At 74.0% G+C, this 14694-nt stretch carries 14 protein-coding genes; 6 read left to right on the forward strand and 8 right to left on the reverse strand.

The features are described from left to right. Positions 1–3: 3 nt before the first annotated feature. From ACFOY6_RS00300 to ACFOY6_RS00325, 6 genes are read right to left on the reverse strand one after another with little or no spacing between them, the layout of a single operon-like run. A complete protein-coding gene (locus ACFOY6_RS00300; RefSeq protein ID WP_379648248.1) occupies positions 4–1650 on the reverse strand; it encodes an NTP transferase domain-containing protein in 1647 nt (548 codons plus the stop codon). A gap of 9 nt (positions 1651–1659) precedes the next feature. Continuing rightward, positions 1660–2352, reverse strand: coding sequence for an XdhC family protein (locus ACFOY6_RS00305; RefSeq protein WP_109515324.1), 693 nt, complete (start codon positions 2350–2352; stop codon positions 1660–1662). After that, the gene (locus ACFOY6_RS00310; protein ID WP_109515325.1) at positions 2349–2684 is read right to left on the reverse strand and encodes an XdhC family protein; all 336 of its coding nucleotides are present in this window, start codon (positions 2682–2684) and stop codon (positions 2349–2351) included. Before ACFOY6_RS00310 ends, ACFOY6_RS00305 begins: the two co-directional genes overlap by 4 nt. Beyond that, a complete protein-coding gene (locus tag ACFOY6_RS00315; protein ID WP_379648250.1) occupies positions 2681–3895 on the reverse strand; it encodes a vWA domain-containing protein in 1215 nt (404 codons plus the stop codon). The genes ACFOY6_RS00310 and ACFOY6_RS00315 overlap by 4 nt, the downstream gene beginning before the upstream one ends. A gap of 31 nt (positions 3896–3926) precedes the next feature. Next, positions 3927–4895, reverse strand: coding sequence for an AAA family ATPase (locus ACFOY6_RS00320; RefSeq protein WP_379648252.1), 969 nt, complete (start codon positions 4893–4895; stop codon positions 3927–3929). 12 nt (positions 4896–4907) lie between these two features. Further along, positions 4908–5753 carry a CoxG family protein gene (locus ACFOY6_RS00325; RefSeq protein ID WP_245906061.1) on the reverse strand — a complete coding sequence of 282 codons (846 nt, stop codon included), beginning with the start codon at positions 5751–5753 and terminating at the stop codon, positions 4908–4910. 190 nt (positions 5754–5943) lie between these two features. Here ACFOY6_RS00325 and ACFOY6_RS00330 point away from each other — a divergent pair, with 190 nt between their 5' ends. Then, positions 5944–7449: a sodium:proton antiporter gene (locus ACFOY6_RS00330; protein WP_379648254.1), complete on the forward strand. Its 1506-nt coding sequence runs from the start codon at positions 5944–5946 to the stop codon at positions 7447–7449. 23 nt (positions 7450–7472) lie between these two features. Then, positions 7473–8396, forward strand: a complete 924-nt coding sequence (gene prpB, locus ACFOY6_RS00335) for a methylisocitrate lyase (RefSeq protein ID WP_109515329.1) — start codon at positions 7473–7475, stop codon at positions 8394–8396. On the opposite strand, the gene ACFOY6_RS00340 is transcribed toward prpB, so the two are convergent. Next, on the reverse strand, positions 8397–9275 hold the full coding sequence (locus ACFOY6_RS00340; RefSeq protein ID WP_379648257.1) for a LysR family transcriptional regulator: 879 nt from the start codon (positions 9273–9275) through the stop codon (positions 8397–8399). A 110-nt stretch (positions 9276–9385) separates the two neighbouring features. Here ACFOY6_RS00340 and ACFOY6_RS00345 point away from each other — a divergent pair, with 110 nt between their 5' ends. Genes ACFOY6_RS00345 through ACFOY6_RS00360 form a run of 4 tightly spaced genes read left to right on the forward strand, consistent with a single transcriptional unit; the run spans position 9386 to position 13519 of the window. After that, entirely contained in the window at positions 9386–10381 is a 996-nt protein-coding gene (locus ACFOY6_RS00345; RefSeq protein ID WP_379648259.1) for a Bug family tripartite tricarboxylate transporter substrate binding protein, read from the forward strand. A gap of 11 nt (positions 10382–10392) precedes the next feature. Continuing rightward, the gene (locus ACFOY6_RS00350; RefSeq protein WP_379634507.1) at positions 10393–11769 is read left to right on the forward strand and encodes an acyclic terpene utilization AtuA family protein; all 1377 of its coding nucleotides are present in this window, start codon (positions 10393–10395) and stop codon (positions 11767–11769) included. Further along, a complete protein-coding gene (locus ACFOY6_RS00355) occupies positions 11766–12092 on the forward strand; it encodes an AtuA-related protein (RefSeq protein WP_109515333.1) in 327 nt (108 codons plus the stop codon). Before ACFOY6_RS00350 ends, ACFOY6_RS00355 begins: the two co-directional genes overlap by 4 nt. A 59-nt stretch (positions 12093–12151) precedes the next feature. Continuing rightward, positions 12152–13519 carry a hydrolase gene (locus tag ACFOY6_RS00360; RefSeq protein WP_379648261.1) on the forward strand — a complete coding sequence of 456 codons (1368 nt, stop codon included), beginning with the start codon at positions 12152–12154 and terminating at the stop codon, positions 13517–13519. A 53-nt stretch (positions 13520–13572) separates the two neighbouring features. On the opposite strand, the gene ACFOY6_RS00365 is transcribed toward ACFOY6_RS00360, so the two are convergent. Continuing rightward, complete coding sequence (locus tag ACFOY6_RS00365; RefSeq protein ID WP_379648263.1) at positions 13573–14691, reverse strand: CaiB/BaiF CoA transferase family protein; 1119 nt, start codon at positions 14689–14691, stop codon at positions 13573–13575. Between the last annotated feature and the right edge of the window lie 3 nt (positions 14692–14694).

Here is a 14694-nt window from a genome sequence, read left to right on the forward strand (position 1 = left end):
CGGCTAGCGCCGCCCGGCGAACTCCGGATTGAGGCGCAGCGCGTCCGTCGTGTCGAAATCGCGCAGCACGGCGTCGTCCGCCATTTCCACCTCCACCACGCGGTCAGCGTATTTGCCGGCCAGATGGCGGGCTCCCACATCACCCGTGATCTGCATCATTTCCGGAAGAAACTCCCGCGACCAGAGCATTGGATTACCCTGTTTCCCGCGGAAGGTGGGCATCACGATAGCGCGGCCCTCCTCCGGGTCGAAGGCGGCGAGCAGCCGGTCGAGCATCGGGCCGGTGATCAGCGGCATGTCGCCCAGGCAGATGAGCACCCCCTCCGCCTCCGGCGGAAGCGCGGCGAGCCCGGCCTTCAGCGAGGCGGAGAGGCCCTCGGCATAATCCTCCGTCTGGGCGATCAGCACGGGGCGGCCGGCCAGCGCCTCCTCCACCCGCTCGCGCTCGTAGCCGGTGACGGCGATGACCGGCCGGGCGCGGCTGTCCAGCACGTTGGCGACGACGCGCGCCACCATGGGCACGCCCTTGTTGTCCGGCACCAGCAGCTTGTTGAGCGGCGCCATGCGGCGGGAGCGGCCGGCGGCCAGCACCAGCGCCGCCACCAGCAGCGGCCGGCGCGGCGCGGCGCCGGTGGGGGCGTTGCGCGGCGCCGCCTCGCGCGGCAGCGGCCGCGCCTCGATCTCCTTCAGCAGCCCGCCGACGCCCATGCCGGCGATCTCCCGGCTCCCCACCGGCAGGCCGGCGAAGAGGCGCTGCAACACCCAGTCGAAGCCGTTGAGCTTGGGGCTGCGGGCGCAGCCGGGCAGCACCAGGGCCGGGATGGTGCCGATGCGGCCGAGGCAGAGCAGGTTGCCGGGATCGACCGGCATGCCGAAATGCTCGATCCGCCCGCCGGCGCGGACGATGGCGGCGGGGCCGACATCGCGGCGGTCCACCACCGCCGATGCGCCGGCGATCAGCAGCATCTCCGCCCCCGCGCGCTTCAGCCGGGCCAGCGCCTCGGCGATGGCGGCCTCCTCGTGGCGGCAGCGCTCGGGCGGCAGGAGCTGGCCGGCGAGGCCCGCGATGCGCGCCTCGGTCGCCTCCACGGCGCCTTCCATGATGCTTTCCTTGAGGCCGGGCAGCTCGGTCAGCACCAGCCCCACCTTCAGCGGGCGGAAGGGATGGATGGCCAGCGCCTGGCCGGAGCGCGCCACGGCCTCGGCCACCTGCAGCACGCCGCCCGGCACGGCGAAGGGGATGACCTTCACCGTGGCCAGCATCTCCCGCGCCGAGACGGGGGTGTGGTTGGGCAGGGTGGCGAGCGTCAGGCTCTCGTCCAGCGCGTTGAGGCGGTTGACCAGCGCCTCGTTCACCACCAGCAGCCCGGCGGCGTCGGCCTGCAGGTTCACCCGGCCGGTGGCGGCGCGGGTGCGGGCCAGCAGCGGCCCCATCAGCGCCTCGCCGATGCGGTGGGCGGCCTCGTTCTCCGGCACGTCGCCGCTTTCCAGCCGGGCGGCGATCACCTCCCGCTTGCCGGCCTCGCGCAGCGCGGCGATGGCCTCGGCATCCAGCACCGTGCCCTTCTTCAGCACCCGGCCGGGCAGGCGCAGCGTGTGGGCGAGCACGGCGCCCTGGGCGTCGTCGAGCGGCGTGGGGCCGAACTGCATGGCTTGGGCCTATCGGTCGGCGAGGGCGGCGCCGCGGCGGCGGGCGACGATCTCGGCCATGATGGAAAGGGCGATCTCGGGCGCCGTGACGGCACCGATGGACAGGCCCACGGGGGCGGCGATGCGCGCCATGGCCTCCTCCGGCAGCCCGGCCTCGGCCAGCCGCGCCACGCGCTTGGCATGGGTGCGCCGGCTGCCCAGCGCGCCGATGTAGAAGGCGGGGCTGCGCAGCGCCACCTCCAGCGCCGGGTCGTCCAGCTTCGGGTCGTGGGTGAGGGTGACCACGGCGGTGCGGGTGTCGGGGGCCAGGGCCTGCATGGCCTCGTCCGGCCATTCGTCGACCAGCGTCACGCCGCCGCCGAAGCGCTCCTCGGTGGCGAAGGCGCGGCGCGGGTCGACCACGGTGACGGCGAAGCCCAGGCCCAGCGCCATCGGCACCAGCGCCTGCGCCACATGCACCGCCCCCACCACGATCAGCCGCAGCCGCGGGTTGTGCGGCTGGATGAACCAGGGCGCGCCCTCATGCGCCAGGTTGGTGGCGGCGTCGGCGGCCAGCGCGGCCTCGGCGGCGGCGGCCAGCGGCGCGGGCAGGCCGTCCTCCGGATGGAGGTACTGGGTGCCGTCGGAGAGGCGCGTGGCCACCGCCACGGCGCGGCCGGCGGCGCGCGCGGCCTGGAGGCGGGCGAGGAAGGCCGCCTTCACGCCACCCGCTCCCCCTCGAGCTTCTCGACGAAGACCTTCAGCTTGCCGCCGCAGGCCAGCCCCACCTCCCAGGCGCGCTCGTCGCTGATGCCGAAATCGAGCAGCTGCGGCGTGCCCTCGGCCATCGTCTTGCGGGCGGCCTCGGCCACCGCGCCCTCGATGCAGCCGCCCGAGACGCTGCCCGCCATCCGGCCGGAGGCGGTGACGGCGAGGTTGGAGCCGGCAGGGCGGGGCGAGCTGCCCCAGGTCTCCACCACGGTGGCCAGCGCCACCGTCTCGCCCTCGGCCAGCCAGCCGGCGGCGGTGGCGAGGATGTCTTCCTGGTCGCTCATCGTGATCCTCCGACAGGTTGGCCCATGGGCTGGCGTGGCGCGGGGCCGGAGAGGGTCCGCACCAGCGCGCGCAGGCTCTCGATGTTGTGGACCGGGCGGTGCTCATGCACCAGGGGGAGCATGGTGCGTATGCCCTGCGAGCGGGGCTGGAAGCCGCTGTAGCGCAGCAGCGGGTTCAGCCAGATCAGCCGGCGGCAGGAGTGGCGCAGCCGCTCGGTGGCGGCGGCGAGGCGGGCGAGGTCGGCCGCGTCGCCGCGCTCCAGCCCGTCGGTGATCAGCAGCACCACGGCGCCCTGGCCGAGCACGCGGCGGCCCCATTGCCGGTTGAACAGGTCCAGCGCCTCGCCGATGCGGGTGCCGCCCGACCAGTCCGGCACCAGGTGGCTGACCATCTCGAAGGCCACCTCGGCGTCGCGGTGCCGGAGCGGGCGGGTGATGTTGGTCAGCCGGGTGCCGAACAGGAAGGTGGAGACGCGGTCCCGGTCGTTGGTCACGGCGTGCAGGAAGTGCAGCAGCACCTGGGCGTAGCGCGCCATGCTGCCGGAGATGTCGCAGATGGCAACCAGCGGCGGCGGCCGCTCCACCCGGCGGGAGCGGTGCAGCGCCGAGACCTCGCCGCCCTGGCGCATGGCGTGGCGCAGCGTGGCGCGCAGGTCGGCGCGCGGCCCGGCGGGGTCGGGGCGGAAGCGGCGTGTCGGCCGCTTGTCGAGCGGCAGGGCGAGGCGGCGGATCTCCTGCCGCGCCGCCGCCAGCTCGGCCGCGCCCATCGCCTCGAAATCCATTTTTGCGAGTGCCTCGCTGGCGCTCACCGTCAGGCTGGCATCGACCTCCCGCTCGGGCTTCTGCGGCGGCGGCGGCGGCGGGGCCTGGCCGCCCAGCGCCGCGGCCAGCCGCCGGCCGTCCGGCGGCGGCTTGGGCGGCGGCTGGCCCTGGCTCAGCGCGTCCATGGCGGCGGCGTGGCGGCCGGCCTCGGGGTCGCGCCACCAGAGGCGGAAGGCGTGGTCGAACAGGTGCTGGTGCTCGTGCCGGTGCACCAGCGTGGCACGCAGCGCCGCCTGGGCCTGCCGGCGGTCGGCGAGGTCGATGCGGGTCAGCGCCTCGGCGCCGGCCAGCATCTCGGCCGGGCCGATCGGCAGGCCGGCGCGCCGCAGCAGCCGGCCGAAGCCGAGCAGGTTGGCGGCCAGCGCGCCGGCGGGCGGCGCGCCGCTCATGCCGGAAGGCGGCCCGTCACCGCTCCGGGCATCAGAAGGGCATGGCCGGGGCGGGGGGCTGCTTCACCGCCTCCACCAGCCTCGCCGTCTCGGCACCGCGCAGCTTGGCGATGTCGTCCTGGTACTTCAGCAGCGCGCCCAGGGTCTCGTCCACCAGCACCGGCTCCAGCTCGGTGGCGTCCAGGGCGCGCAGCGCGTTGGCCCAGTCGATGGTCTCCGCGACGCCCGGCAGCTTGAAGAAATCGCCGCCGCGCAGCTTCTGCACGAAGGCCACCACCTGCGCCGAGAGCGCCTCCGGCAGGCCGGGGGCGCGGCTGGCCAGGATGGCGCGCTCGCGCAACGCATCCGGGTAGTCCACCCAATGGTAGAGGCAGCGGCGGCGGATGGCGTCGTGCACCTCCCGCGTGCGGTTGCTGGTCAGCACCACGATGGGCGGCGTCTCGGCCCGCACGGGGCTGTGCTCGGGGCCCAGCTCCGGGATGGAGAGCTGGAAATCGGCCAGGATCTCCAGCAGGAAGGCCTCGAAGGGCTCGTCCGCGCGGTCCAGCTCGTCGATGAGCAGCACGGCGGGCGGGCCGGAGAGGGCGGCCAGCAGCGGCCGCTCCTGCAGGTAGCGCCGGTCGTAGATGCCGGCCTCCAGCCGGGCGCGGCCCGCTTCGCCCTGCGTCTCGCCGGCGGCCTCGGCCAGGCGGATGGCCATGAGCTGGCGCGCATGGTTCCACTCATAGGCCGCCGCCTGCAGGTCCAGCCCATCATAGCATTGCAGCCGCACCAGCCGGCGGCCGAGGCCGCTGGCCAGCACCTTGGCGATCTCCGTCTTGCCGGTGCCCGGCTCCCCCTCCAGGAAGAGGGGGCGGCCCATGACCAGCGCCAGATGCACGGTGGTGGCCAGCGCGCGGTCGGCCACATAGCCGCCGAGGGCCAGGAGCCTTTCCGTCTCCGCGACGGAACCGGGCAAGGCGGAACCGGGCGGCGGCGAGGCCGGGGAGGAGGCGGGCATCGGCGCCATGGCTCAGCCGAGCACGAACAGCAGGAACAGGATCACCAGGAACACCGCCGAGCCGCCCCAGAACAGCAGCGGCAGGCCCATGATCTCGGCCGGCAGAAGCTGGAAGATGGAGAGGCCGGGCGAGGGCGCGGCCACCGGCGTGGCATAGCCGCGCTTCGGCGCGCGCTCGTGGCTGGTGTGGCCGCCCGTCTGCAGCGTGGCGGGCTTGCCGCCGGGCGGGGTCTCGCCGGCATGCTCGGCCAGACCCGCGCCGATCAGCGTGGCGGCGCCGAGGCGCTCCACCGGCGCGGCGTCGCCCACCTCGGTGCCACGGGCGGGGGTGGGCACGGCGCCGGGGGGCAGGTCCGGCTCCTGCGAGGGGCGCGGGGGGGCGCCGGCGGCGGCGGAGCCGGGGGTGGGCGCCGCCTCGGGCGGGGTGGAGACGATGGCGGCGAAGCGGTCGAAGAACTGGTCGGCCATCTGCTTGGCCGTGCTGTCGATCAGCCGGGCGCCGAGCTGCGCCATCTTGCCGCCCACCTGCGCCTTGGCGTTGTAGCGCAGCAGGGTGGTGGTCGGGCCCTGCTCCTCCAGCGCCACGTCGGCGCCGCCCTTGGCGAAGCCCATGGCGCCGCCATTGCCCTCGCCGCCGATGGTGTAGGAGACGGGCGGGTTGATGTTGGTGAGCTGCACCTTGCCGGTGAACTTCGCCGCCATCGGCCCGATCTTCACGGCAACCCGTGCCTGGAAGCTGTCATCGCCCGTGCGCTCGACCGACTCGCAGCCGGGGATGGCGGCGCGCAGCACCTCGGGGTCGTTCAGCCCCTCCCAGACCGTCTCGCGCGGCGCCTCGATACGGCGTTCACCGGTCATCTCCATGGCGACTCTCCCTCTCTGCTGTGCGGAAGCTAAGGCGGGCCGGCGCCGGGGGGAAGGGTGGCGCGGCCGATGGTGTGTTCGGGGGCGGGTGGTGCCCCGGCCGGGGCTGGTGTAGGGGCGGTGGCCGGGAAAATTGCCGCGGCCGCCCTTGGGGCCGGCCGCCCGAATCTGAAGGAAACGGTCGATGCCGGGGGTCTGGTCGCGCCGCGGGGTCGCGCGTGTGGGGGCGGCGCTGCCCTCGATTCTGGTCGGGCTGATGGCCGCCGCCCCGGCGCTGGCGGCCCAGGGGGCAGTGCAGGCGGTAGGGCCGGGGGCGGCGGAGCACGCGGCGCCGGCCCTCTCGGCGCTGTGGGCGCTGCCCTTTGCCGGCGTGCTGCTCTCCATCGCGCTGATGCCGCTGCTGGCGGGGCATCTCTGGCATCACCACTACGGCAAGATCGCCGCGGGCTGGACGGCGCTGTTCCTGCTGCCCTACGCGCTGGCCTTCGGCGCCGGTCACGCCTGGCATGAGTTCACGCACGTCCTGGTGGGCGAATACCTGCCCTTCATCACCCTGCTCCTCGCGCTCTACACCACGGGCGGCGGCGTGCTCCTGAAGGGCAACCTGGTCGGCACGCCGGGCACCAACACGGCGCTGCTGGCGGTGGGCACCGCCATCGCCAGCCTGATGGGCACGACCGGCGCCTCGATGGTGCTGATCCGGCCGCTGCTGCGGGCCAACGCCGGGCGGCAGCGGAAGATGCACAGCTTCGTCTTCTTCATTTTCCTGGTCAGCAACATCGGCGGCAGCCTGACACCGCTCGGCGACCCGCCGCTCTATCTCGGCTTCCTCAAGGGGGTGAGCTTCTTCTGGCCCACCACCAACCTGTTTGCGCCCTTCCTGTTCTGCACCGCGCTGCTGCTGGCGCTGTACTGGGTCATCGACACCCTGGCCTACGGGCGCGAGCGCAAGGCGCCGATCGCCCCCGCCGCCGAGCGCGCGACGCATGCCGACCATGCCGAGGCGCCGCCCGGCGAGAAGCTCGGCATCGATGGCTGGGTGAACGTGGCGCTGATCGGCGCGGTGGTGGCCGGCGTGCTGATGCAGGGCGTGTGGCTGCCGGGCGAGATCTCGCTGCTCGGCCAGCCGATCGGGCTGGAGCGGGTGGTGGCGATGGCGCTGTTCCTGGCCATCACCGCCGCCTCGGTCTGGCTGACGCCGGCGCGCATCCGCGAGGCCAATGGCTTCACCTGGGGGGCCATCCTGGAGGTGGCCAAGCTGTTCGCCGCCATCTTCCTCACCATGGCGCCGGTGCTGGCCATGCTGAAGGCCGGCGCCCACGGCCCGTTCGCCGGCTTGGTGGCGCTGACCTCGGACGCCGCCGGCCAGCCGCTCCCGGCCATGTATTTCTGGCTGACCGGCGCGCTCTCCTCCTTCCTCGACAACGCGCCGACCTACCTCGTCTTCTTCAACATGGCGGGCGGCGACGCCGCCACGCTGATGGGGCAGGGGGCGCTGACGCTCGCCGCCATCTCCTGCGGCGCGGTGTTCATGGGCGCCAATTCGTATATCGGCAACGCGCCCAACTTCATGGTGAAGGCCATCGTCGAGGAGCAGGGCGTGCGCATGCCGAGCTTCTTCGGCTATTGCGGCTGGGCGCTGGTGTTCCTGGTGCCCACCTTCGTCCTGGTCACGTTCCTGTTCTTCTGAGACCGCCCGAGAGGAAACCGCCCATGCCCTACGTCATCGCCGACGACCTGCCCGAAGCCCCCGCCGGCCAGCGCTTCCGCGCGCTGCTGGAGCGGCCGCAGATCCTGCGCATGCCCGGCGCGCATCTCGGCATCGCGGCGCTGCTGGCGAAGCAGGCGGGGTTCGAGGCGCTCTACATGTCGGGCGCCGCCATGTCCGCCACCATGGGCCTGCCCGATCTCGGCATGATCACGGTCGATGACGTGTCCTGGCACATCCGCCAGGTGGCGCGCGCCTCGGCCCTGCCGGTGCTGGTCGATGGCGACACCGGCTATGGCGAGGCGCTGAACGTGATGCACATGGTGCGCAGCTTCGAGGAGGCCGGTGCCGCCGCCGTGCACCTCGAGGACCAGCTCCTGCCCAAGAAGTGCGGCCACCTGAACGACAAGAAGCTGGCCGATGCGCGCGACATGGCCGCCAAGGTGGCCGCCGCCCGCAAGGCGCGCCGCCACCTCTACCTGATCGCCCGCACCGATGCCGCGGCCAGCGAGGGCATGGACGGCGCCGTGGCCCGCGCGAAGCTCTACCTGGAGGCCGGCGCCGACGCGATCTTCCCCGAGGCGCTGACCACGCGCGAGATGTTCGAGGAGTTCGCCCGCCGCATGCCGGGGGTGAAGCTGCTGGCCAACATGACCGAGTTCGGCCGCACCCCCTTCTTCACCGCTGAGGAATTCGAGGCCATGGGCTATTCCATGGTCATCTGGCCGGTGAGCCAGCTCCGCGTCGCCGCCCGCGGGATGGAGGAGCTGTATGCCGCCATCGCGCGGGATGGCGGCACCCACAAGATGATCAACCGGATGCAGACCCGCGCCGAGCTGTACGAGACCATCGGCTACCACGACTACGAGTCGCTCGACTCCACCCTGGTGAAGACCATCGTGCCCGAGGGCATGCCGCAGGACCGCTGATCAGCCGGCCAGCACCTCCGCCAGCGCCTCGGCGGCGGGGGAGAGGCTGGCGCCGCGGCGGCGCAGCAGCACGATGCGCCGCCGCAGCAGCGGCGTGTCGATCGGCCGTGTCTCCAGCAGCGGCGCCACGCGCAGCTCCACGGCGGTGGCAGGCAGCACGGCGATGCCGAGCCCGGCCCGCACCAGCGCCACCGCCGTGCTCATGTAGGTGGCCTCGTAGGCCGGGCGGACGCTGAGGCCGGCGGCGGCGAAGGCCTGCTCCACCAGGGCGCGCAGGCTGCTCTCCGGGTCGGTCAGCACCAGCGGCGCGGCGGCCAGCGCCGGCAGGGTGAGGTTCGCCGTGGCGGCGAAGGCATGGCCGGGCGGCAGCACCGCCACCAGCGAATCCTCGAAGAGCGGCGTCTCCTCCAGCTCCGGCTCCGGCCCGGCGGCGTGGCCGATGCCGAGCTCCGCCTCGCCCGCCTTCACCAGCGCCGCCACGCGCCGCGCGACCGCGTCCCGCACCATCACCCGGATGCCGGGATGGGCGGCCCGCAGCCGCGCCAGCGCCCCCGGCAGCAGGTTGGCCGCCACCGAGGGCAGCACCGCCAGATGCACCACGCCCGAGCGCCGCTGCGCCTGCTCCCGCGCGCCGGTCACCACCGTCTCCAGCTCGTCCAGGATGCGCTGGAAGGAGAGCGCCAGCGCCTGCCCCGCCAGGGTGGGCCGCACCCCGCGCGCCGAGCGGTCGAACAGCGCCACGCCGAGGCTTTCCTCGAGGGCGCGGATCTGCAGGGTGAGGGCGGGCTGCGAGACGTGCAGCCGCGCCGCCGCCCGGCCGAAGCTGCCTGTCTCCACCGCCATGGTCAGGGCGCGGATCTGCCGCAGGGAGTAGCTCATAATTTTTCCCTATGACTGCGCCAGGAAAAACTCAATGGACTTATGGCCGGCGGCACGGCGAGATGGCCGGGAAGGGGCCGGCTGAGCCCCAACCGGTTGGAGACGGCACCATGACCCACCCCACGCTTCGCCGCCGCGCCCTGCTGGGCGGCGGCCTCGGCCTCGCCGCCCTGCCGCTCGCGGCGCCCGCCCTCCGCGCGCAGGAGGCGTGGCCGAGCCGCCCCATCCGCATGGTGGTGCCCTTCGGCGCCGGCACCAGCACCGACATCATGACGCGCCTCGTCTCCGTCCCGATGTCGAAGACGCTGGGCCAGCCCGTGGTGGTGGAGAACCGTGCCGGCGCCGGCGGCGTGGTGGGCAGCGACGGCGTGGCGAAGGCGGCCCCCGACGGCTACACCCTCTGCATGGGCAGCATCGCCTCGCATTCGGTGAACGTCTCGCTGATGCCGAACATGCCCTACGACGTGCTGCGCGACTTCACGCCGATCTCCCTGGTGACGGAGGCGCCGAACCTGCTGGTGATCTCGCCCAAGGTGCCGGCGAAGACGCTGCCCGAGTTCATCACCTGGGCGAAGCAGCAGCGCGGCGGGGTGAGCTACGCCTCGGCCGGCAACGGCACCTCCAGCCACCTGGCGGGGGAGCTGCTGAAGCTGCGCACCGGCGCGCCGCTGGAGCACGTGCCCTACCGCAGCGGCGCCCAGGCGGTGACCGACGTGATGGCCGGCAACGTGCCGATGATCGTCTATCAGGTGACGGCGGTGCTGCCCTTCGTGCGCGAGGGCACGCTGCGGGCGCTGGCCTCCACCTCCGCCGCGCGGCTGGAACTGACGCCGGAGATCCCCACCGCCATCGAGCAGGGCATCGCCGAGTTCGACGTCGCCGCCTGGCACGGGCTGTTCGCCCCCGCCAGCCTGCCGGCGCCGGTGCGGGACCGGATCTACGGTGCGCTGAAGGCGGCGCTGGATTCGCCCGAGCTGCGCGCCCAGCTGCGCGAGCAGGGGCTGCAGCCCGTGGGCATGGCGCCCGCCGAGTTCCGCCCCTGGCTGGAGGCCGATATCGCCAAGTGGCGCGAGGTGGTGCGCGTCTCCGGCGCCCGCGCGGATTGAGGGCGGCAGGCATGGCTCCCGACACCCTCCTCCGCATCGGCTGCGGCTCCGGCTTCTCCGGCGACCGGATCGACGCGCCCGGGCCAGTGGTCGATGCGCTGATCGCCGCCGGCGGGCCGGCCGCGCTGATGCTGGAGGTGCTGGGCGAGCGCACCCTGGCCCTGGCCCAGCGTGAGCGGCTGCACCGCCCCGAGGCCGGCTACGAGCCGGCGCTGATCGACCTGCTGCGGCCCATCCTGGCGCGCTGCGTGGCGCATGGCATCCCCATCGTCACCAATGGCGGCGCCGCCAATCCGCGCGGCGCGGCGCAGGCGGTGCTGGCGCTGGGGCGGGAGCTCGGGCTGCCCGCGCTCCGCATCGGCGTGGTGGAGGGGGACGACATCCGCGGCACGGACGCGCTGGACGACCTCGACCCCTGGGAGGGCGATGCCGGGGCGGTGCTGGAGCCGGCACGGGTGATCGCCGCCAATGTCTATCTCGGCGCGGCGCCGATCGCCGAGGCGCTGCGCGGCGGCGCGCAGGTGGTGATCACCGGCCGCTGCTCCGACCCTGCCCTGGCGCTCGGCCCCATGCTGGCGCATTTCGGCTGGAGCGAGGATGACTGGGACCGCCTCGCCGCCGGCACCATGGCCGGGCACCTGCTGGAATGCGGCTCGCAGATCACGGGCGGCTACTTCGCCGACCCCGGGGTGAAGGACGTGCCGGGGATGGCCACGCTCGGCTTCCCCATCGCCGAGATCGGCGCGGATGGCGCGGTGCTGATCACCAAGCCCGCCGGCACCGGCGGCGTGGTGGACCGCCGCACCGTGACCGAGCAGCTTCTCTACGAGCTGCACGACCCCTCGGCCTACCTCACCCCCGATGTGGTGCTGGACATCACCGGCGTGCGCATCACCGAGGAGGCACCGGACCGGGTGCGGGTCGCCGGCGCGCGCGGGCGGCCACGTCCGGAGCAGCTGAAGGCCACGGTCAGCCTGCCCGGCGGCTGGCTGGGCGAGGGCGAGATCTCCTATGCCGGCCCCAATGCCCGCGCCCGCGCCGAACTGGCCGGCCGCACCCTGCGCGAGCGGCTGCGGATGCTGGGGCTGGAGGCCGCGGCGCGGCTCGACCTGATCGGCGTGGTCAGCGTCTTCGCCGGCGATGACGGGGTGCCGGCCGGCACCGGGGATCTGGCGCCGGCCGATCTGCGGCTGCGCCTCGCCGTGGCCACCGAGACCCGCGCCGAGGCGGAGCGGGCGGTGCGCGAGGTACTCTCCCTCTACTGCTGCGGCCCGGCCGGCGGCGGTGGCGTGCGCACGCGGGTGGTGGACCGCATCCGCACCCTCTCCTTCCTGGTGCCGCGCGAGCGGCTCGCCCCCCGCGTCATCCTGCTGGAGCTGGAAGCATGAGCGCCGTGCCGCTGTATCGCCTCGCCCACGCCCGGGCGGGGGACAAGGGCAACCGCCTGAACATCGCCCTCATCGCCCACCGCGCGGAGGACTGGCCGCATCTCGCCGCGCAGGTGACGGAGGCGCGGGTGCTGGCGCATTTCGCGCATCGCGGCGCCAGCGCCGTGCGGCGGCACGACCTGCCGGGCCTCGGCGCCTTCAACTTCGTCATCGAGGATGTGCTGCAGGGCGGCGTGAACGGCGCGCTGAACCTGGACGGGCATGGCAAGTCGCTCTCCTTCCACCTGCTCGCCCTGGAGGTGGAGCCGCCCGCGCCGGGCTGAGGCGGCACCCCCTGTTGCTCCCCCTGGGCGGCGGCGGCGCGCCTGCTAGACTTCGCGGCATGGGAACGAAACGCCGAGACCTGCTGCTGGCGGCCGCCATGGCGCCGCTGGCCGCCCGCCTGAGCCTGCCCCGCCCCGCCCTGGCGCAGCCTGCCACCGCGGCGGAGCCGCCCCCCGTGCTGCTGATCCACGGGAATGGCGACCACGCCGCGCTGTGGATGACCACGCTGTGGCGCTTCGAATCGAATGGCTGGCCGCGCGGGTGCCTCGCCGCCCTCAACCTGCCCGACCCGCTGGCGCGCGACGACGACGCCATCCCGCAGCCCCGGCGCAGCGGCACGGAGGATTTCCGCCGCGCGGTGGAGGAGGCCGTGGTGGCGCTTCGCCAGCGCACCGGGGCCGCGCGGGTTGCGCTGGTGGGCAACAGCCGTGGCGGCTACCCGATCCGGGATTTCGTGGTGCATGGCGGCGGCGCCCCGCAGGTCTCCCACGCGGTGCTGTGCGGCACGCCGAACCGGGGCGTCTATGACTGGGAGTGGAACCGCAACCGCGAGTTCAACGGCCGCTCGGATTTCCTGCGCCGGCTGAACGGCGGCGAGACCGATGTGGTGCCCGGCACCGCCTTCCTCACCCTGCGGAGCGACGGCAACGACGTCTACACCCAGTCCGACGGCGCCGCCTATGGCCGCCCTGGCACGCCCACCGGCATCGACGCCACGGGGCCGGCGCTGCGCGGCGCGACCAACCTGGTGCTGGGCCAGCTCGACCACCGCGAGGTGGCCTACCACCCGCGCGCCTTCCGCGAGATCTACCGCTTCATCGCGGGGCGGGAGCCGGAGCGGCTGGCGATCGTGCCCGAGGCGCGGCCGGTGCTGGATGGCATCGTCAGCGGCACGCCGGAGGGCGTGCAGACCAACCGCCCCTTGCCCGGCGCCACCGTGACGGTGTGGCGCACCGACCCGGAGAGTGGCGCGCGGACGGGCGAGGCGCTGCACTGCCGCACCACGAGCGAGGATGGCCGCTGGGGCCCCGTGGCCGTGGCCCCCGACTGGACCCTGGAGTTTGAGGTGGCCGCGCCCGGCCATCCGGTTACGCATTTCTACCGTTCGCCCTTCCCGCGTTCTTCCGAGGTGGTGCATCTGCGCCCGGCGCGGCCGATCTCGGCCGAGGACCGCGCGGCGGGAGCGGTGCTGCTGTTCACCCGGCCGCGCGGCTATTTCGCCCGCCCGCGCGACGCCATCATCCTGGATGGCCGGGAGCCGGAGCAGGTGCCCCTGGGCCTGGCCCGCGTGGCGACGGTGACGCTGCGCCGCCCGGTGGCCGAACTGGGCCGCACGGTGGTCGCCCAGTTCAATGAGGAGCGCGTGGCCGCCCGCCTCTGGCCCGTGGCCGAGGACCGCGTGACGGTGGCCGAGCTGACATCCTGACTCGAAGAAAAAAGAAGGGGGCCCGGGGGAATTCATTCCCCCGGCCTTGTTGTTCAGGCTGCCGCCAGTTCCGCCAGCACCGCCGCCGTATCGGCCCCCAATGCCGGCGCTGGCGCCACCCAGGCGCCGAGCCCTGGCAGGCTGGGCATCGGCATCTCGCCCAGTTCCGGCTGCGCCATCATCGGCGCCGCGCCAACCGCCCGCACATGCGGGTCCGCCAGCCAGTCCAGCGGGGTGTTCACCTTCTCCGCCAGCAGCCGGGCGGCGTGCAGGGCGCGCAGCCAGTGTTCAACGCTCTCGCGGGCGAAGATCTCGCGCAGCAGGGGGAGCAGGGCGTCGCGGTTCCGGTCGCGGTCCGCGAAGGTGGCGAAGCGCGGGTCCTGCGGCAGGTCCGGCCGGCCGATGGCGCCGCAGAGCGCGACGAACTCGGCCTCGCGCACCAGCGCCACCATCACCCAGTTGCCGCAGGCGGCGCGGTAGCTGCCGGCGGGCACGTTCAGCGCGGCGGGCGCCTGGCCGAGCAGCCCCGCCTCGGCGATCGGCATGGCCAGCAGGGCGGCGGTGCCCGCCATCAGCGAGATGTCCAGCACGCGGCGGCGCGGCGCCGCGTCGAGCTGGCGCTGGGCCAGAGCGGCCTGCACGGCGGCGAAGGCGGAGATGCCGGTGACGACATCGGCCACCAGGCAGCCCACCTTGTGCGGCGCGCCGTCGGCGCCCGTGTTCAGCGCCACCAGCCCGGTATAGGCCTGCGCCACCGAATCGGTGCAGGGCCGCTCGGCATAGGGGCCGGTCTGGCCGAAGCCGGAAATGGAGAGGCAGACGGCATTCTCCGGCGTCGCCTCCGGCCCCAGCCCGAGGCGGGCGGCGACGCCGGGGCGGAACGCCTCGATCAGCACGTCCGCCCGCGCGGCGAGGGCGCTGGCGGCGGCGCGGCCCTCGGGCGACTTCAGGTCCAGCACCACGCTGCGCTTGCCGCGGTTGAAGGTGGTGTGCATCACCGACTGACCGTCGCGCCGGGTGGAGAGGCCGCGCGACCAGTCGCCTTCCGGCGGTTCCAGCTTGATGACATCGGCGCCGGCGGCCGCCAGCAGCATGCCGCAATAGGGCCCGGCGATGCCCTGGCCCGCATCCAGCACGCGCAGCCCGCGATAGGGCTTCAGCCCGTGGTCCATTGC

It is taken from the genome of Teichococcus aestuarii (assembly GCF_042651065.1).
GTDB classification, from domain to species: Bacteria; Pseudomonadota; Alphaproteobacteria; order Acetobacterales; family Acetobacteraceae; genus Pseudoroseomonas; species Pseudoroseomonas aestuarii.